Genomic DNA, 18,509 nt, shown 5'->3' with positions numbered 1-18,509 from the left:
TCACTCCCCCTTCGGGCGCAGTATCGCCCCGGCCGCCGCAGCGGCCTGCGGGGAGCGCAGGAGCTCGTCGTGGCTCGCCTCGAAGCGCAGCTCCTCGACCGCCTGCCGTGCCCCGGTGCTCGACCCGGCCGACGTGATGGCCCGCGCCTGGCTCCACCCCCGCGAGGGGTCCAGCTTCCGGGCGGCGGCCAGGTAGGACACGTACGCCCTGAAGAGGCCCAGCAGTTCGGCGCCCAGGTCCTCGTCCAGCCCGAGCCGTTCGAAGGCCGCGCCGCCCGCCTCCTCGTACAGCTCGATCAGCCGGGCGCTGACCGCGTCGAACTCCTCACCGTGCTCGGCCCGCACCTCCTCGGCCCGCGCCAGCAGCTGCTGCTTCTCCTCCGGCGACAGCACGGACATCATCTCCGTGACCTTGCCGAAGTCCCGGTACAGGCTCAGCGTGTTGGGCATCTCCGGGTCGAAGAGCAGGATGCGCGGCCTGCTGCCCTGGGTCTTCTCGATCTCGTCGGCGAGCTCGGAGGCGAAGACACTGCCCACGCAGTAGCCCAGCACCGTACCGACCGGCCTGCGGCCCTTGTCGGGGTACTCCCGCCACCACGCCAGGTAGTCCTCCGTCGTCAGCATGCGGCGGTAGCTCTCCGCCGGCGGGACCGTCTGCCAGACCGCGACCGGTACCGGCAGGAGGCCCACCAGGTCCCGGAAATTCGCCTCCAGCCGTCCCGTGACGTCGAAGTCGACCGCGAGTACGGTTTCCTCCTCCGGGCCCTCACCGATTTTCACCCAGGGATTAACGGCCTCGGTCATCTTGTTTACTCAACTCCCTGTTACTCCACGAACCAGCACCGGCGCCAAACGCTAGTGCCCGTCCACGTGGCGGAGAACCCCTATTTTTCCGCCTTGGAAATGTCGGCGATCCGCGGCTTGACCAGTGACACCAAGTCATCCGGCTTGAGGCCGATCGACCGGTCGAGCCGCGCCGCATTGAAGTACACCTCCTGCGGCAGCAACAAGGACGGGTCGAAAACCACGGACAGGTCGTCCGCGAAGGAGAAGGGAATGATGCACCCCGACTGGCAGCCCGTCAGTTCCTCGGCCACCGAACGGTCCGCCATCCGGACGTCAACCGCGCCGAATTCGCGCCGCAGTTTACGGTAGTCGACCCGCCTGTCACCGGGCAGCACCGCCACCACGTGCCGGTTCTCCAGCTCCTGCCTGACATGCACCACCATGCATTTGGCTGCGCTTGCGAGTGCATGCCCGCGAAGGACACTCGCCCGCTCCGTCCGGCCCTCGCCGCGGTGCTGGATGACGCGATAGTCCACCGACGCGTCGACCAGCACCTGCATCAGACGACGGTACGTCGAATTATTCATTCCCCCACCCAAAACGGTTGCGTCCAGCCGCCCCCGGAGATTCCCTCCGGGGATTTCCATGCGACACCGGAAGCCCCGTTCCGGGCAAGGTTTCACAGAAAGAAAAGGGGTAAGAAAAGACGCGCGAAGTCCTGCGGGCGGGGCCCGTGGACCGGCCGCGACGCCGGTCCACGGGCCCCGCCCGCACAGAACCGTCAGCCCCGCGCCTCCCGACGCCCTGAGCCCGTACCGGAGACTCCCTCGCCCGCACCGTCCTCGCCGCCGCCCGACCCGCCTGAACCGGCGGACGCGGTCGCATCACCGGACGTGCCAGAACCGGCGGACCTGCCAGAACCACCGGACCTGCCAGAACCACCGGACGTGCCAGAACCACCGGACGTGCCTGAACTGGCGGATGCACTCGAACCGGTGGACGCGCCCGAACCTCCGGGCACACCCGACCCGCCGGACCCGGCGGACCCCTCCGACCCGCCGGGTCCGGCAGACCCCTCCGACCCGCCGAACCCGGCGGACCCGTCCGAGCCGGTGGGCCCGGCCGACCCGGCGGGCACCGCCGAACCGGTGGCCGCCTCCGCACCGTCAGCGGCGGCCGGCGCGGTGAGCCGGGCGGCCCGGTCGAGTTCGCGGGCGGCCCAGTCGGGGAATTCGAGACCCGCCTCCTGGGCGGCCTTGCGCCACACCTCCTCCCGCCCCTGCGGAACCCGCAGCCGCAGCATCAGTTGACTCGTCGCCGCCCGTACCGCGGCCCGCCCTGCCCGGATCTGCGCACGCAGCGTGTTGCGCGACCACTTCTCCTCCAGCGCCCGCCCGAGCCAGTACGTCTGCTCGTCGGCGGGCAGGGACGCCACCTCCGCGTGGTGCTGGAAGCTCAGTCCGTCCCGCCGGCGGGACAGCGGGACGTTCCGGGCGACCCAGGCGTAGTTGCGCAGCGTCTGGTGGTCGAGGGACGACTCCTCTATGCACCGGCGGTACCGGTCGGAGAATCGTTCCTGCCCATACACCAACCAGTCTCCGAGCCACCATGCCGAGGAATTCGCCACGACCGAGACGTAGTCGCCGAGACGACTCCAGCCGTCTAAGGTGATCCCGTCGGAGATCGACATCCCGAGTTCCGTGGTGCGCACGCCCCTGAATTCCGGCGACCCGCCCCACTCCGAAACCTCCGCCGGTCTCTGTCTCCGCGTTTTCGCAGGGCCCCGCCGTGCCAGTGTTCCCGCGCTGTACTCGTGCCGGTCGCGCATGTCACCGTAACCTTCCGTTCCCTACCTGTTCCCTGACCGTTCCTGTGGCGCAGCCGGTGGGGGCCGCACCGGAAACCCTCTGCGGAATGCGCCCAGCAGGCGCTCACGACCGGTTCACGACGAGAACTCGCGGGATCTGTCATGGTCCTGATCCGTACGCTTCCGGATGACTTCCAGCACCTCGGCGGCGTGGGCGTCCAGGAAGAAATGCCCGCCGGGGTAGAAGAACACTTCCGCGTCCCGCCTGGTATGCGCTTGCCACGCCTCCGCCTCGGCCTTGGTCGTCAGCGGATCGCTCTCCCCGCTGAATACCGTGACCGGGCAGCCGACGTCGGCATGGCAGACTCCACAGGTTTCCACCGCCTTGTAATCGGCGCGCAACGCGGGCAGGAACATCGCGAGGAGTTCCTCGTCCTCCAGCAGAATCGCAGCGGTGCTCTGCAACCTTTTCAGGTGGGCCACGATCCCCTGATCGCTGCGCAGATGAATGTTCTCCGTACGCGGACACGACGGTGCACGGCGCCCGGACACGAACAGCCGGCGGGGGCCGCGCGCGCCGGCGCCCTCCAAGCGGCGTGCGACCTGGTAAGCGAGCAGCGCGCCCATGCTGTGCCCGAAGAAGGCGTAGGGCTTGTCCAGCCAGGGGTCCAGGACCTCGCCCACGGAGGTGGCCAGTTCGGCCAGGGAGGCGACCGGCGGCTCGTTTCGCCGGTCCTGCCGCCCCGGGTACTGCACGGCCAGCACCTCGACGTCGGGCGCCAACGCACGGGCGACGGAGTGGTAGTAGCTGGCCGATCCGCCCGCGTGCGGGAAACAGACCAGCCGCGATCGGGCCTCGGGAGCGGGCCGGTAGAGACGTAACCAGAGTGCGGAGTGGGGGGACGGGGTCACGGAAGAGCACCTCCGATCAGGCCGGGCGGCCATGCCGCGCAGCATCGTGCGCCCCGCCGGGGCGGGGCTGCGAGCGAGAGGGATGGGGGGAACCGCCGACGGGGCAGCGCTAGGAGGTGGCACCCCAGCTCGCGGCGGGCGTCGGAAGCGGGCGTGGCGACGGCCGAAGAGCGGGGGCGCGCCGTGCCGCGGACCGCGGCTTCGGGCGCGGGCGGGCTCGGCGGCCGGGACGTGAGCGGCCGAGCCCTCTCGAGCGGCAAGGACGGATGGACCGGTGCCGCGGCACCGCGGAACTCTCGCTCACCTCGGCCTGTGGGCGGGCCAGGGAGCGTCTGACGAGGACCGCTCCGTGGCACCGGTTCACCCGGAAAGACACCCCGTTCCCCCTTTGTGGCTGACCGACCGTGCCAACAACGGTGAGCGCCCTTGCCCCCCGTTGTCGCTGGTGAGTGCGGTCGACGGCGTTCGCACCGGCCAGCCGCGCTCACAGTCGGCGACCGAGGCTACCTATTGAGTGACACGAGGGTCAACGACCCACCACAGCAGGGGCGTTGGCACAGCACGCCCTCCACCCCGGCCCCCAAACGGCGACGAACTCGCACAACGGCCCGGCGTCCGGCCCCACCCGCCGGCGGACGGGGCATCCCGGTGACATATCTCACCGGTGCGGCCCCACGCGCGCGCGCACGCCCGTCCGGGCCGCCCCGCCCAGGGGCCGGCCGGGGCGGGAGAGGTCAGAAGTGCGTGGAGGACACGATGTAGACGCGTGGGCGCTTCTTGTAGGTCATGTCCACGGTGATCTTCAGGTCCGGCTTGCTCTTGGGCTGCGCGTGGACGGCGCTGAAGTAGTGGCTCTTCGGCTCGTCGAACCGCCAGCCGACCTCGGTGGCCAGCTTGTCGGTGACGGCCACCCGGCCCTTGTGCAGCTTCACCGGCTTCGCCGGCTCCGCCGTGTCGCTGCCCACCTCGTCGAGGAACTCCTTGAGCCTCTTGGGGCTGGTGCGGAACTGCACCCACATGGTGCTCTTCTCCCACGCGTTCGTCTCGTAGAAGGCGACGCGCGTCGCCGAGAGCGGCACGGGAACGTCGTAGATCCGCTGGCTGACCTTGGGCGGGCGGCCGTAGGTGAGGCTCGTGGCGGCGGCAGCGCGCTCCTTGTCCTTGCCGCTGGCGCGGCTCTGGAACGCGGACTGCACCAGGTATCCGGCCGGCAATGCGATCAGCAGCACGACGATCACCAGCACGAAGACCCGGTGCCGTGGGCGGTGCGGGGGCCTGGCATGGGGCTCGTAGGGGCGGGGGCTCTCGTCCTTGTACGGCATGGCGCTCGGCGTCTCAGGCGTCGGGGAGGGGGAGGTGGACGGGTTGTCCGGCGTGGCCGCCGCGGTCACTGGCCCACCGCGCGGCGCAGGTTGTCGGCCGCACGCTCGTAGCGCTCGTAGCGCTCCAGGCGGCGGCGGTTGGCCCGGCGGAAGCGGCGGGCCACCAGCCGGGCGAGGTCCGCGGCACCGACCATACCGGCCTCGGGCCCCAGCTGTGCCTTCACGATACGGGCCTCGGGGCGGTAACCGCGTCCGGTCAGCTGGCGGCGGAAGGCTTCCTTGGCCGGGTCGATCAGCAGTTCGTCGGCGGCGCTGACGCCTCCCCCGATGACGAAGCAGGACGGATCCAGCGCCGCGGCGAGGTTGGCCAGGCCCACCCCGAGCCAGTTGCCGACCTCGTGGAAGAGCTCCGTGCACATGGCGTCACCGGAGCGGGCCAGCTCCGTGATGAGCGGCCCGGTGATGTCACCGACCTGGCCGCCGACCCGGTCGATGATCCCGTAGGCGACCGGCGACTCGGCCGCCGCCAGCTCGCGGGCCTCCCGCACCAGCGCGTTGCCCGAGCTGTACTGCTCCCAGCACCCTCTGTTCCCGCACGGGCAGCGGTGGCCGCCCGGCACCACCTGCATGTGCCCGAACTCGCCCGCCACCCCGTACTTGCCGCGCTTGACCCGGCCGTCCTCCAGGATCGCGCCGCCGATACCGGTACCGAGCGTGATCATGACGAGGTGGTCCTCGCCCCGGCCCGCGCCGAAGCGCCACTCCCCCCACGCCGCCGTGTTCGCGTCGTTGTCGACCATCACCGGGACGGCGAGCCGCGCCGTGAGGGCGTCCTTGAGGGGCTCGTCCCGCCAGGCCAGGTGCGGCGCGAACAGCACGCGGGAGCGGTCCGCGTCGATCCAGCCCGCCGCGCCGATGCCCACCGCGTGCACGTCGTGCCGGTCGGAGAGGTCCAGCACCAGCTCGGCGATGGTGTCCTCGACGACCTTGGGGCTCTTGGACTTCTCGGGCGTCTCGGCGCGCACCTTCTCCAGGATCGCGCCGTCCGCGTCCACGACACCCGCCATGACCTTCGTGCCGCCGATGTCGATGCCGACGGTCGGCACGCGGGGAGCCGACAGATGCGAGCGGCGCTCACGGGTACTGACCGTTCTCAGGACGCTCGCGCTGGGGCCGGTGCGCCGTCGGTAGACCCTGTCTGCCCTGTCTGCCCTGTCTGCCCTGTCTGCTCGCTGGAAGCTGTCCGCGTTCAAGAGTGGTCGTCTCTCTGGGAGGGGTCTTACGGGCGGGCTCGATTCTGCCAGGGATCAACGGTACGCCGCCCGGTCCCGGCGGGGTCCCCGCCTGTGTCCCGCACTCAGCGTTCCAGCTCGTGGCTGAGCTCTTCCAGCTCCGAGCCGCCCGCCATCTGGCGCACCAGCTCCTCCAGCTCCAGTTCGTCCCGCTCGTAGGCGCCGGCCATGGCGCCGCGCTTGAGCAGGACGAAGCGGTCCCCCACGAGGTAGGCGTGGTGCGGGTTGTGTGTGATGAGGACCACTCCCAGGCCCGCGTCCCGCGCGGCGGCCACGTACTTGAGGACGACCCCGCTCTGCTTGACGCCGAGCGCGGCCGTCGGCTCGTCCAGCACCAGCGCCTTCGCCCCGAAGTGCACGGCCCGCGCGATGGCGACGGACTGCCGCTCGCCGCCCGACAGGGTGCCGATGGGCTGGTCGACGTCGCGCAGGTCGATGCCCATGCGCAGCAGCTCGCTGTGGGTGGTGCGCCGCATCCGCGCCACGTCCATGCGGCGCAGCGGCCCCCGCCCGACGGTCGGCTCCGAGCCGAGGAAGAAGTTGCGCCACACGGGCATCAGGGGCACGACGGCCAGGTCCTGGTAGACGGTGGCGATGCCCCTCTCCAGCGCCTCGCGCGGGGAGGCGAGACGGGTCTCCTCGCCCTGGACGCGGAAGGTGCCGCCGTCGTGCTGGTGGAGCCCGGAGATGATCTTGATCAGGGTGGACTTGCCCGCGCCGTTGTCGCCGAGGACACAGGTGATCTCGCCGGCGCGGACGGTGAGGGAGATGTCCTCCAGCGCCCGGATGTTGCCGTAGAACTTGGCCACACCGGCCAACTCGACGAGCGGCGCGTCCTGCGCCTGCCGGGTCTTCTCACTCATCGGGTCGCCTCCGCACGCTTCCGGATCCACGCGTTGAGCAGGGTGGCCAGCAGCAGCATGGCCCCGAGGAAGAACTTGAACCAGTCGGGGTTCCACTGCGCGTAGATGATGCCCTTGTTGGCCATGCCGAAGATGAAGGCGCCCACGGCGGCGCCGATGGCCGAGCCGTAGCCGCCGGTCAGCAGGCAGCCGCCGATGACGGCGGCCGCGATGTAGATCAGCTCGTTGCCGACGCCCTCACCGGACTGGACGGTGTCGTAGTTGAAGAGCAGGTGCTGGCCGGAGACCCAGGCCGCGAAGGCCACACCCAGATACAGGCCGATCTTGGTGCGGGCGACCGGGACGCCGACGGCGCGGGCCGCGTCCACTCCGCCGCCGACGGCGAAGATCCAGTTGCCGGCGCTGGTGCGCAGCAGGATCCAGGTGGCGACGGCCACCAGCAGCAGCCACCACACCACGGTGATCTGGATGTGGACGCTGCCGAGCGTCAGCGTGGAGGCGAAGACGGCCCTGGCCGTCTCGAAGCCCTCCATGTCGCTGATGGTCTTGGTGGTGACGGTGCCGCTGATCACCTTGGTGAGGCCCAGATTGAGACCGGTCAGCATCAAGAAGGTGGCCAGCGTGATGATGAAGCTCGGCAGTCCTGTGCGGGTGAGCATGAAGCCGTTGAAGAACCCGATCCCCAGCGTGACCAGCAGCGACACCCCGACACCCACCCAGGTGTTGGCCGTCATCTGATAGCTGAACATCGAGGAGATGAGCGCCGAGGACGTCACCATCACGCCGGTCGACAGGTCGAACTCGCCGCCGATCATCAGCAGCGCCACCGGCACCGCCATGATGCCGATCGTGGAGGAGAAGTAGAGGACCGTGGAGAGACTGGAGGCCCGCAGGAAGCTGTCGGCGACGAACGCGAAGAAGACGAACAGCGCGAGCGCGCCGACGACGGCGCCCAGCTCGGGCCGCCGCAGCAGTCGCACGGGCAGCGGACGGTGCACGAGCCGGTCCCCGGCGCCCGGCGCGTCCTGCGGTTGACGCCTGTCGCCGGGCTCGTCGGAGTCGGGCCTTCCCGGGTCGGTCGCCGCCGTCACCGGGTCCCCCGCTTGGTGAGCTCCTCCAGCTTGCCCGCGTCCTTCTTGGTGAGGATCTGCGGTCCTGTGAGCACGGGCTTGCCGCCGCCGAGCATGTCGGCGTTGTAGCGGTGGAGCCACAGCAGGTCGACGGCCTGGTAGCCCTGCAAGTAGGGCTGCTGGTCGACGGCGAAGCCGATGGTGCCGTCCTTGAGGCCCGCGGCCACCTTGGCGTTGAGGTCGAAGGTGTCGATCTCGGCGTCGCTGCCGGAGTCCTTCTTGGCCTCGGCGGCGGTGTCGGCGAAGGGGGCGCCGAGCGTCACCACGGAGTCGACCTTCTTGTCGGACTGGAGCCTGGCCTCGACCGAGGACTGCACGCCCGGCATGTTGGTGCCGTCCACGTACAGGTCCTCGACCTTGCCGTCGAAGGTCTTCTTGATGCCGTCGCAGCGCTGTTCGTGGCCGACGTTGCCCTGCTCGTGGAGGACGCAGAGCGCCTTCTTCCTCCCCCGCTCGTTGAGCTCGCGGCCGACGGCCTCGCCGGCCAGCGTCTCGTCCTGGCCGATGTGGGTGAGTGCGCCGAAGTCCTGGGAGACCTCCTGACCCGAGTTGATCGTGATGACGGGTATGCCCGCTTTGACCGCCTTCTTCACGACGTTCTTCATGGCGTCCGGCTTGGCGAGGGTGACGATCAGCCCGTCGACCTTCTTGTCGATCGCGGTCTGCACGAGCTGGGCCTGGCGGCCCGCCTCCTTGTCGTGCGAGTAGAGGAACTCGATGTTGTCCTTGGCGGCGGCCTGCTTGGCGCCGCTCTGCACGATGTCCCAGTAGGTGTCGCCGTCACCGGAGTGCGTGACCATGGCGAACTTCCAGCGGGGCGTGGTGACGTTCGCCTTCCCCGAGGCGGCTTGCTGCCGGGCCTCCTCGGCCCGCTTGCCCCCGGTGCTGCTGCACCCGGCGAGCGAGGCCGCCGCGACGACCATCGCGGCCACCACAGCGGCTGTCGTACGCACGGGAGCGCGCCCCGCACGGGACGACCTGCCCGCACGGGACTGCCTGCCCGCACGGGGCGTACGGGACGTGAGCCGGGACCTGAGCACGCTGGCCACCCTGTTCTGCTCTCTGGCTGGAGGATCGGTACGGACTACGGACACTGCCGGGACGAAGCCCCGGATCTTCGCACAAGTATCCGTCACCGTGGCCGGAACGTGACGGACGGGCCGGATGCCTGTTCGCCATGGCCGTGTTGTAGCGGTCCGCGCGGTGCCCGTCAACAAGCGGGCGCCGCGCCCACGCGCAGGACGGCTACGGGCGCACCAGCAGCTGGAAGTCGAACGCGTAGCGGGAGGCCCGGTAGAGGTGCGCGCCGTACTCGACGGGGCGCCCGGTGTCGTCGTAGGTGGTGCGCTGCATCGTCAGCAGCGGAGCCCCCCGCTCCTCCCCCAGCAGCTCGGCCTCCGCGGCGTCGGCGGCCTTGGCCCCCACGGCCTGCCGGGCGGAGTGCAGCGTCACCCCGGCCGCCCGCATCAGCCGGTAGAGACCCGTGGACTCCAGTTCGGCGCGCTCCAGGGGGAGCAGGTCCGCCGGCAGGTGGTTGCGCATGTAGGCCATCGGTTCGCCGTGGGTGAGCCGCAGCCGCTCCACCGACCTGACCTCCGCGCCCTCGGACACCCCCAGCGCGGCGGCGACCTCGGCCGTCGCCTCCCCCACGCTCTCCCGCAGCACCCGCGTGGCGGGCCGCTGCCCGGCCGCCTCCAGGTCGTCGTACAGGCTGCTCAGCTCCATGGGGCGCCTGACCTGGCTGTGCACCACCTGGGTACCGATACCGCGCCGCCGCACCAGCAGCCCCTTGTCCACCAGCGACTGGATGGCCTGCCTGACGGTCGGGCGGGAGAGGCCGAGGCGCCCCGCCAGCTCGATCTCGTTCCCCAGCAGGCTCCCCGGGGCGAGCTTGCCGCGCTCGATGGCGCTCTCCAGTTGCTGGGAAAGCTGGAAGTAGAGCGGGACGGGACTGCCCCGGTCCACGCTCAGTTGCAGGTCCACCGGATCATTCTTGGGCACGAGGGGAGCGTAGTGGTCTTCGGGGCGGCCCGAAACCGTACATTCGATTGTCAGGACGAAAGGACAACCGTGGGCGGGCGGCCGGGCGCTAGAAGAGCTTGACCATGAACACGCACGCGTCGGCCACCCTGTGCGTGACCCCGGAGCCGTCCTCGTAGCTCCAGCAGTCGAGGTACGGCGTGGAGGGCCGGTAGCCCAGGCGGTCGTAGAGCGCGTGCGCGCGGGGGTTGTTCTTCTCGACGCCCAGCCCGATCGCCCGGCACCCGCGCCCGGTGGCCAGGCGCTCCGCCTCCTTGATGAGCGCCGTACCGATGCCCTCGGAGCGCAGCGTCTCCGGCCACACCCCCAGCCCGTTCACCTCGGGGCAGTCGGGGTGGACGGCGCGCACTTCGGGAGCCTCACACCCCTCCCAGCGGACTTCGCAGCTGCCCACCGGACGCTCCTCGCTCCAGGCCACCAGAAAGGTGCAGCGGCCCTCCCGCTGTCGCGCCCAGCGCACCCCGTGGTGCGAGGTCGCCCCCCGGAAAGGCATGTGCGCATCGAGCGTCTCGACGTCTTCTTCCCGGCACTGGCTGATCCGCATGCCCGTAGCCTACGCAGCCGGTCCAGACCACTGGGGGGTTCCGCACCGGCCTTCCCCGAGCCGCGCGCCGTCACCGCGCCCACCGCACCGGCAGGGTTTTGACCCCCCGCAGCAGCACGCCCTCCCGCCACCTCAGCGTGGCCGGATCCGCGTCCAACTCCAGCGCGCTGGTGCGCTCCAGCAGCATGCCGACGGCCACCCGCGCCTCAAGACGGGCCAGCGGGGCGCCCAGACAAAAGTGCAGGCCGTGGCCGAAGGCGAGGTGGCCGCGCGGGGCGCGGCGGATGTCGAAGGTGTCGCCGTCGGGGAAGCGCGCCGGGTCGTGGTCGCCGTCGGCCAGCACCGGCAGGACCAGTTGGCCGTCGCCGGGGATCAGCGTGCCGCCGATCTCGACGGGCTCGGTGGTGAAGCGGTAGGTGGTGGTCTCCACCGGGCCGTCGTAGCGCAGCATCTCCTCGACCGCGCCCTCCAGCAGCGCCGGCTCCGCGCGCAGCGCGGCCAGTTGGCCGGGGTGGCGCAGCAGCGCGAGGATGCCGTTGGCGATGAGCCCGACGGTCGTCTCGTACCCGGCGACGAGCAGCAGCCAGGCCATGCCGAGCAGTTCCCGCTGGTCGAGCCGGTCGCCCTCCTCGTCGCTGGTGCGGATCAGGGCGCTGAGCAGGTCGTCGCCCGGTTGGGACCTGCGGTGCTCCAGCAGTTCGGCCAGGTAGCCGCTCAGGGCCCGCGCGTGGACGGTCTTCTCCTCGCGGGGGGCGATGCCCAGCGCGTTGTCCGACCACGCGCGGAAGCGGTCGCGGTCCAGTCCCGGGACGCCGAGCAGTTCGCAGATCACGGTGATCGGCAGGGGGAAGGCCAGCGCCGCCACCAGGTCGGCCCGGCCTTCGCGACCGGCGAGGTGGGTGTCCAGCAACTCCCCGGTGATCTCGCGGATGCGCGGCTCCAGGGCCGCGATCCGGCGCGTGGTGAACTCCCGGGCGACCAGTTTGCGCAGCCGCGTGTGGTCGGGCGGGTCGGCGATCAGCATGTGGTAGCCGGAGGAGACGGAGTCGGCCCCCGCTTCGGGCGCGGCGTTGTCCCAGTTCTTGGAGAGCCGGTCGTCGGCCAGGGCGGCGCGCGCCGCGTCGTGCCCGACCACCATCCAGGCGAGGGCGCCTTCGGGGATGCGGACGCGGTGCACGGGACCGCGCTCGCGCAGTGCGGCGTAGAAGGGGTAGGGGTCACGGACGAACTCCTCCCCCAGCGCCGCCAGGTCGACGATGCCGTCCGCGTCCGGGCTCAGCTCCACCACGCTCAGGTCAGCCATGGCGCGATCGTACGGACTGCGGGCGGAGCGAGCGCGTTCCACTGGCGTTATCCGGCCAGGTGCCAGGCGGCCGGACGGCGAGCCCGGCGGGCTGGGCGAGCCCGGCGGGTTCGGCGGCGAGCCGAGCCGAACGGGACGGCGGCGGGCCGAACAGTCAGCGGTAGGAGCCCTGGGCACCTGTGGGTGCCGCGTCCGCGAGGCTCTGGAGCAGCTCCGTGACGCGCTTGGCCACCGCCTCGCGGTCGCCCTCGGTGAGCGCCGAGCCCATACCGCAGGCCACCGCTCCCGCGGCGATCCACTCGGGCGCCGTCTCCACCGTGATACCTCCGGTGGGCAGCACCGGGGCCTGGGGCAGCGCCGCGGTCACGTCCCGCAGCCAGCGGGGGCCGTGGGCCGAGGCAGGGAAGAGCTTGAGGCCGTCGGCGCCCAGCTCCAGCGCCCGCACCATCTCGGTGGGCGTGGCGACCCCGGGGAAGACGGGCACGCCGTAGCGGTGTCCGGTCCGTATGACCTCCTCGTCCAGGCTGGGCGAGACCAGGAAGTGCGCGCCCGCCTCCACGGCACGCCGCGCCGAGGGCCCGTCCAGGACGGTGCCGGCGCCGATCACGGTCTCCTCGCCGGTCTCCCGCCGGAGCGTGGTGATCGCGTCGAACGCGTACGGCGTGGTCAGCGAGATCTCCATGCTGGTCAGTCCCGCGCCGAGGAGGGTGTCGGCGGTGGCGGTGGCCTTCTCGTAGCTGTCCGCGCGCACGATGGCGAAGACGCGCTGTTCCAGCGCTGCTTTGGTGATCTCCCAGCGGTACACGGCAGTTCGCCGCCTCTCTTGATCTGTCGGATGCCGGGACGCCGGCCTTCGCCCGCCGGATCCGCGGGCTCGTCGGGTCACCCGGCGGGGGGTGCGGGACTCAGCGGTGGACCGGATCGGTGCCGCGGGTGAACGCCTCCAGCGCGCGGTCGCGGCCCGCTGCCGTGGGCAGCCCGTCGGTGTCTCCCGGCGCTTGGACGACCAGCGCGGCCACGCACGCCGCCTCGGCGAGCGCGCGCTGCTGGTCGAGCCCCCGCAGCCGGGCCGAGAGCCACCCCGCGGCGAACGCGTCGCCCGCGCCCACCGGGTCGGTCACCGGGACGTCGAACGGCTCCTGCCGCCAACGGCCTTCGACGGTGTGGGCGACCGCGCTGTGGTCGCTGTGCTTGACGACGACCGTGCCGGCGCGGCCCAGCGTCAGCAGCGCCTTGGCGCCCTCCTCGGGGCCCGCGCCCAGCAGCAGCTCCAGCTCGTCCTCCCCCGCGAGTACGAGATCGGCCTCGCGCAGCAGCGGGCCGACGCGCCGTATCCACTCGTGTTCCGTGCCCAGCTTGCGGCGGACGTTGGGGTCGAAGGAGACGGTGGCGCCCGCCTGCCTGGCGCCCTCGATCAGGGCGTGCGTGGCGCGTTCGGCGTCCTCGGAGAGCATCGGCGTGATGCCGGTGACGTGGACGAGCCGCACCCCGGCCAGCGCCTCGGGGGTGATCTGCGCCGGGCTGAGCAGTGAGGCCGCGGAGCCCGTGCGGTAGTACTGGACGTCGATGGCGCGCTGGGGGTGGCTGTCGCGCAGCAGCAGCCCGGTGGGCGACTCGGGGTCCATCTCGGCGCAGGAGACGTCCACGCCGTCGGCGCGCAGTTCCCGCAGGACGGCCTCGCCCGCGGGGTCGTCCCCGACGCGGCCGATCCAGCGGGCCCAGTGGCCCAGCCTGGCAAGGCCCGCCGCGACGTTCGACTCGGCGCCCGCGACGGAACGCCGGAAGTGCGTCGCTCGTTCCAGAGGAAGGCCGGGCTCGGCGAGCATGAGCAGCATGGCCTCACCGCACGTGACCGCTTCCGGGCCGTTTCTCACCGGTAACTCCCCATATCCACCGCCGACGCATCACTCTCTGTGGGGAACGTTACCCGTTCACGGCGGGTTGACCACCCCCGGGGGGCCGGGGCACCGGTGATGAGAGCCGAACGTTACACGCAAAGCGGCGGCCGCCGTCCCAATACGGGACAACGGCCGCCGCGGAGCCCGGGGCGTGGGGACCCGGAGCCCGGTTCTGCGCTCGTGCGGTCTCAGCAGGTGTAGTCGACGAGGTCGAAGGACTCGTAGTGGTCGGCCGTGTAGTAGTCCTCCTGCTCCTCCTCGCCGGTCACGATGCGGCGGGCGCCGCGGTCGTCCGAGCCCGGGGTCTCGACGGTGTACTCGTGGTAGTAGCCCTCGCTCTGATCCGGGAGGACGCCCTCGCGGTTCTGGAAGACGGTGCCGTCCTGCGGATAGGGGTAGGGGCCGCCCTGTTCGATCAGGTCGAGGGTCTCGTGCGCCTCGGCGGGGAGCTTCGACTCACAGATGTCGCCGACGGCGGCGACGTGCTGGGCCGCCGCCACGGTGGGCGCCGGTGCGGCGGCGCTCGCGGTGGTGAGGGCGGGGCCGCCAGCGAGCAGGGCGGCGGCGAGGGCGCCCGCGGCGCCGATGCGCTTGATGTGTGGGGGGAATCTCATGGCACCCATGGTGACGCGCGTAGACGACGTGTCAACGGCAAGTACCGGATTTTTGCGGGGCGTTCACGCTGACGCGCCGCCGCGTCGGGCTGCTGTTCCCTTCGCGACGGCGCGAGAGGCCCTGGTCGCCGACGGCGACCAGGGCCTCTCGTGCTGCTCTTTGGACCGGACGAACCCGGGTCCCCAGCGCGGCTGGGAGGCGTGGGCGTGCCCCGAAGGGGCGCGGGGAACGGCGCGACGAGCCACAGTCCACCCGCGGCCCGCGCACTGCGGACAGTGGCACCCCCTTACCGGGCGGGGGCCGGGAGCCCGGGAGCCCGGGAGCCGCAGGGAACTCCTAGCTCAGCTCGGCGTGGCGCGCCGCGAGGCGGCGGGCGCCCTCGTCGGTGAGGGAGCCGTGGAGGCGGAGGCGGGAGATGGCGCCGTCGGGGTAGATGTCCATGCGCACGTGCGTGACCGCAGGCGCTTCCGTCAGCAGGAAGCGGTGGATGGTGTCGGGCTGGAGGCGGGTGCGCGGCAGCAGTTCCCTCCACTCGCCACTCTCGCCGTCCTTGCCGACGAGGGCCACCCAGCCGGCCGCGTTGCCGCGGAAGCAGGCGGTGTCGATCTCGACGGCGCGCACGCGGCCCTGACCGGTCAGCGCGTAGCTGATCCAGTCGTTGCCGTTGTCGCGGCGGCGGCGGGTCTCCCAGCCGTCGTTCATCTTCTTCGAGCGGCCCGGGACGATCGTGTTGACCGGCGGGGAGAAGAAGCGGTCGGAGGCGTCCTCGGCGAGTCCGCCGTTCTCGAGCGCCACCAGGTCGAAGCTGCCCAGCGCGCCCAGCCACTCGGGGTCGGGCACGACCTCGCCGTGCACCCGCAGCCTGGCGATGCCGCCGTCGGGGTACTGGCGCAGCCGCAGGTGGGTGAAGCGCTTCTCCTCGGTGACGGTGAACCCGTTGGCGGCGTGACCGCCGACGCGGGTGTGCGGCACCAGGGTCGTCCACTTCACGTCGTCGGCCTGGAGTTCCTCGGGCGAGGGCGAGCCGGGCACGGAAGTGGCCTCGACGGAGACGGCCAGCGGGTAGTTGCCGCGGAAGTGCGCGGTGTCGACGACGAGGCCGCGGACGACGCCGGGGGTGCCGAGCTGGATCAGCACCCAGTCGTTCTCGCCCTCGGCCGGGTGCGGGCTCTCGCCGGAGGCGCCGCGGCGACGGCGGGTCTCCCAGCCGTCCATGATCTTGCCCTTGTGCTGGAAGGCGTGGGGGTCGAACTCGGCGCGCTCGGGGTTGAGCAGGTTCTCCCGCTCGGCGAAGAACTCGTCGTTGGCGGCGATGACAGTGGCGCCCAGCCGTCGGTCGGCCAGGTCGGGGAGGTGGGCGAAGGGGAACCCGGCCTCCGGTGCGCGGTAGTCGGCGTAGGTGTCGCCGCCCGAGTAGGGCTCCGCGTCTCCGGTGTAGCTGGGTATTCCGGCGGTCTGCGCCGCTGTCATGCTGCCTTCCTTTCGATGAGTCGGCCGGTTTTCCCGGTGGGGACACCGTGGTCGGCCACGCGCTCGCCGCGCAGCCAAGCGGAGCGGACGACGCCGCTGAGCGTCTTGCCCGCGTAGGCGGTCACCTGGTTGCGGTGGTGCAGGCGCGCCGGGTCCACGGTGAAGGTCTCCTCGGGTGCGAGGACGGCGAAGTCGGCGTCGCGTCCGGGTGCGATGGCTCCCTTGGTGTCGAGGCCGGCCAGCCGGGCGGGCGCCTCGGACATCCAGCGCGCGACGTCGGTGAGGGCGAGCCCGCGGCGGCGGGCCTCTGTCCAGATGGCGGGCAGCCCGAGCTGGAGGGAGGAGATGCCGCCCCACGCGGTGCCGAAGTCGGGGGTCTTGAGGTCGGTGGTGCAGGGCGAGTGGTCGGAGACGACGCAGTCGAGGGTGCCGTCGGCCAGGCCCTGCCAGAGCGCGTCCTGGTTCTCCCTCTCGCGGATGGGCGGACAGCACTTGAACTCGGTGGCGCCGTCGGGGACTTCCTCGGCGGTCAGGGTGAGGAAGTGCGGGCAGGTCTCGGCGGTGAGGCGGAGCCCGTCGGCGCGCGCCTTGGCCAGCAGGGGCAGCGCGTCGCTGGAGGACAGGTGCAGGACGTGGACGCGGGTGCCGTGCCGCTCGGCGAGCTCGATGAGCAGGGCGATGGCGTCGTTCTCGGCGGAGCGGGGGCGGGAGGCGAGGAAGTCCCGGTAGGCGGGGCCGCCCTTGTGGGGAGCGGCGGCCAGCGCCCCGGGGTCCTCGGCGTGCACGATGAGCAGCCCGTCGAAGGAGGCGATCTCGGCCATGGCGGCGGAGAGCTGCTCCCGGTTCAGCTCGGGGAACTCGTCCACGCCCGAAGGGGAGAGGAAGCACTTGAAGCCGAAGACGCCCGCGTCGTGGAGGGGCCGCAGGTCGGCGACGTTGCCGGGGATCGCGCCGCCCCAGAAGCCGACGTCGATGTGGGCCTTGGGCTCGGCGACCTCGCGCTTGGTGCGCAGGTTGTCGGCGGTGGTGGTGGGCGGGAGGGAGTTGAGCGGCATGTCGACGAGGGTGGTGATGCCGCCGGCCGCCGCGGCCCGGGTGGCCGTCCAAAAGCCCTCCCATTCGGCGCGGCCCGGGTCGTTGACGTGGACGTGGGTGTCGACCAGGCCGGGGAGGAGCGCGTCGTCGCCGACGTCCTCCAGGGCGACGCCGGGTGGTACTTCCGCGTCGTACCCCAGCACGTCCTCGATCCGGCCGGCACCGTTGACGGTGACGGTCGCCGGACGCTCCCCCTCGGGGGTGAGGACGCGCCGTGAGCGCAGGACGAGCCGCACGTCGGACAAACCGGCCTCCTTCAGCCTCTTCAACGAACTGTTGAAACGATCTGTTGAACGAATCCTCATCCGCCGGGAAGAGCCAGTCAAGGGTTCTCCCCTTGGAGAAGTCCACAAACTGGAACTAGAATTTCGCCATACAGAAGAAGACCGGTGTCTGTGCCGGGCGAGTACCGGAGGCGATCCGCAGGAGGCGGTCCGCCGCCCCCACCCCCGATACCATGCGCCTGACCGCAGGCCAGGAAAGGAACGCGACGTGCCGCCGTCCGCAGAGCGCAAGCCCACCGCCAGTGCAGCCCAGGCTGCCACGGCCCCTGCCGCATCCGGCGGAGTGCAGTCCCTGGAGCGGGCCTTCGACCTGCTGGAAAGGATGGCGGACGCCGGGGGCGAGGTCGGGCTCAGCGAGCTGTCCACCGCCAGCGGACTGCCGCTGCCCACCATCCACCGCCTGATGCGCACCCTGGTCTCCTGCGGCTACGTGCGCCAGCAGCCCAACCGGCGCTACGCGCTCGGACCCCGCCTCATCCGCCTCGGCGAGAGCGCCTCCCGCCTGCTGGGCACCTGGGCCCGCCCCTACCTGGCGCGGCTCGTGGAGGAGACCGGCGAGACGGCGAACATGGCGATGCTCGACGGCGACGAGATCGTCTACGTCGCCCAGGTGCCCTCGCGCCACTCGATGCGGATGTTCACCGAGGTCGGCCGCCGGGTGCTGCCCCACTCCACCGGCGTCGGCAAGGTGCTGCTCGCCCACACCCCGGAGGACCAGGTACGGGCCCTGCTCGGGCGCACGGGCATGCCGGCGGCCACCGAGAAGACGATCACCACCCCCGAGGGCTTCCTGGACGCCCTCGGGCACGTGCGCGAAGCCGGATACGCCACCGACGACAACGAGCAGGAGATCGGCGTGCGCTGCATCGCCGTCACCGTGCCCGACTCCCCCACCTCGGCGGCCATCTCCATCTCGGGTCCCGCCGGACGCGTCACGGACGCCGCCACCGACAAGTTCGTCCCCCTGCTCCACGAGGTCGCCGCCGACCTGTCCGCCGCGCTGGCCAGCTCGGGCAACGGCGGCAACGGAAACGGCCAGTGAGCCCGCGGACCGGCTAGGTCGTGTCTTCAAAGTCCCGCCTGCCTGGCGGTGTCTGGCACGCACGCTCGCGGCGTTGTCGTCGGTCGCCGCTTCCCCCAGGGCTCGG

At 71.5% G+C, this 18,509-nt stretch carries 18 protein-coding genes; 1 reads left to right on the top strand and 17 read right to left on the bottom strand.

Annotation, left to right across the window (positions count from 1 at the left end):
* The 17 genes from DQ392_RS23225 to allB form a co-directional block, all read right to left on the bottom strand.
* Complete coding sequence (locus tag DQ392_RS23225; protein WP_114017627.1) at positions 1 to 804, bottom strand: hypothetical protein; 804 nt, start codon at positions 802 to 804, stop codon at positions 1 to 3.
* Between the two features lie 80 nt (positions 805 to 884).
* Positions 885 to 1,346 carry a YbaK/EbsC family protein gene (locus DQ392_RS23220; protein ID WP_181856547.1) on the bottom strand — a complete coding sequence of 154 codons (462 nt, stop codon included), beginning with the start codon at positions 1,344 to 1,346 and terminating at the stop codon, positions 885 to 887.
* Positions 1,347 to 1,567: 221 nt separating this feature from the next.
* Positions 1,568 to 2,476 carry an LmbU family transcriptional regulator gene (locus tag DQ392_RS35385; RefSeq protein WP_181856546.1) on the bottom strand — a complete coding sequence of 303 codons (909 nt, stop codon included), beginning with the start codon at positions 2,474 to 2,476 and terminating at the stop codon, positions 1,568 to 1,570.
* Between the two features lie 252 nt (positions 2,477 to 2,728).
* The gene (locus DQ392_RS23205; protein WP_245981801.1) at positions 2,729 to 3,505 is read right to left on the bottom strand and encodes a thioesterase II family protein; all 777 of its coding nucleotides are present in this window, start codon (positions 3,503 to 3,505) and stop codon (positions 2,729 to 2,731) included.
* Between the two features lie 734 nt (positions 3,506 to 4,239).
* Positions 4,240 to 4,827 carry a hypothetical protein gene (locus tag DQ392_RS23200; RefSeq protein ID WP_114017748.1) on the bottom strand — a complete coding sequence of 196 codons (588 nt, stop codon included), beginning with the start codon at positions 4,825 to 4,827 and terminating at the stop codon, positions 4,240 to 4,242.
* 65 nt (positions 4,828 to 4,892) lie between these two features.
* Positions 4,893 to 5,933, bottom strand: coding sequence for an ROK family glucokinase (locus tag DQ392_RS23195; RefSeq protein WP_425470583.1), 1,041 nt, complete (start codon positions 5,931 to 5,933; stop codon positions 4,893 to 4,895).
* Between the two features lie 251 nt (positions 5,934 to 6,184).
* Positions 6,185 to 6,982 carry an ATP-binding cassette domain-containing protein gene (locus DQ392_RS23190; protein WP_114017624.1) on the bottom strand — a complete coding sequence of 266 codons (798 nt, stop codon included), beginning with the start codon at positions 6,980 to 6,982 and terminating at the stop codon, positions 6,185 to 6,187.
* Positions 6,979 to 7,980: an ABC transporter permease gene (locus DQ392_RS23185; protein WP_245981844.1), complete on the bottom strand. Its 1,002-nt coding sequence runs from the start codon at positions 7,978 to 7,980 to the stop codon at positions 6,979 to 6,981. The genes DQ392_RS23190 and DQ392_RS23185 overlap by 4 nt, the downstream gene beginning before the upstream one ends.
* 89 nt (positions 7,981 to 8,069) lie before the next feature.
* Positions 8,070 to 9,035, bottom strand: a complete 966-nt coding sequence (locus DQ392_RS23180; RefSeq protein WP_114017622.1) for a sugar ABC transporter substrate-binding protein — start codon at positions 9,033 to 9,035, stop codon at positions 8,070 to 8,072.
* 322 nt (positions 9,036 to 9,357) lie between these two features.
* On the bottom strand, positions 9,358 to 10,077 hold the full coding sequence (locus tag DQ392_RS23175) for a GntR family transcriptional regulator (protein WP_114017746.1): 720 nt from the start codon (positions 10,075 to 10,077) through the stop codon (positions 9,358 to 9,360).
* A 124-nt stretch (positions 10,078 to 10,201) separates the two neighbouring features.
* On the bottom strand, positions 10,202 to 10,696 hold the full coding sequence (locus DQ392_RS23170; RefSeq protein ID WP_114017621.1) for a GNAT family N-acetyltransferase: 495 nt from the start codon (positions 10,694 to 10,696) through the stop codon (positions 10,202 to 10,204).
* 70 nt (positions 10,697 to 10,766) lie between these two features.
* Positions 10,767 to 11,999 (bottom strand): cytochrome P450 family protein, encoded by a 1,233-nt coding sequence (locus DQ392_RS23165; protein WP_114017620.1) that lies wholly within the window; start codon positions 11,997 to 11,999, stop codon positions 10,767 to 10,769.
* 154 nt (positions 12,000 to 12,153) lie between these two features.
* Positions 12,154 to 12,804 carry a bifunctional 4-hydroxy-2-oxoglutarate aldolase/2-dehydro-3-deoxy-phosphogluconate aldolase gene (locus tag DQ392_RS23160; RefSeq protein ID WP_114017619.1) on the bottom strand — a complete coding sequence of 217 codons (651 nt, stop codon included), beginning with the start codon at positions 12,802 to 12,804 and terminating at the stop codon, positions 12,154 to 12,156.
* Positions 12,805 to 12,904: 100 nt separating this feature from the next.
* On the bottom strand, positions 12,905 to 13,834 hold the full coding sequence (locus DQ392_RS23155; RefSeq protein WP_114017745.1) for a sugar kinase: 930 nt from the start codon (positions 13,832 to 13,834) through the stop codon (positions 12,905 to 12,907).
* Positions 13,835 to 14,085: 251 nt separating this feature from the next.
* Positions 14,086 to 14,511 carry a guanyl-specific ribonuclease gene (locus DQ392_RS23150; protein ID WP_114017744.1) on the bottom strand — a complete coding sequence of 142 codons (426 nt, stop codon included), beginning with the start codon at positions 14,509 to 14,511 and terminating at the stop codon, positions 14,086 to 14,088.
* A gap of 337 nt (positions 14,512 to 14,848) precedes the next feature.
* Positions 14,849 to 15,982 carry an allantoicase gene (alc, locus tag DQ392_RS23145; protein ID WP_114017618.1) on the bottom strand — a complete coding sequence of 378 codons (1,134 nt, stop codon included), beginning with the start codon at positions 15,980 to 15,982 and terminating at the stop codon, positions 14,849 to 14,851.
* The gene (gene allB, locus DQ392_RS23140; protein WP_181856545.1) at positions 15,979 to 17,322 is read right to left on the bottom strand and encodes an allantoinase AllB; all 1,344 of its coding nucleotides are present in this window, start codon (positions 17,320 to 17,322) and stop codon (positions 15,979 to 15,981) included. Before allB ends, alc begins: the two co-directional genes overlap by 4 nt.
* Before the next feature lie 247 nt (positions 17,323 to 17,569).
* Here allB and DQ392_RS23135 point away from each other — a divergent pair, with 247 nt between their 5' ends.
* Positions 17,570 to 18,403 carry an IclR family transcriptional regulator gene (locus DQ392_RS23135; protein ID WP_114017617.1) on the top strand — a complete coding sequence of 278 codons (834 nt, stop codon included), beginning with the start codon at positions 17,570 to 17,572 and terminating at the stop codon, positions 18,401 to 18,403.
* The last annotated feature ends 106 nt before the right edge of the window (positions 18,404 to 18,509 follow it).

This window comes from Streptomyces reniochalinae (assembly GCF_003323735.1).
In the GTDB taxonomy this organism is placed as follows: Bacteria; Actinomycetota; Actinomycetes; order Streptomycetales; family Streptomycetaceae; genus Streptomyces; species Streptomyces reniochalinae.
Note: the sequence above shows the minus strand (reverse complement) of the source record. Positions and strands in the feature narration are given on the sequence as shown.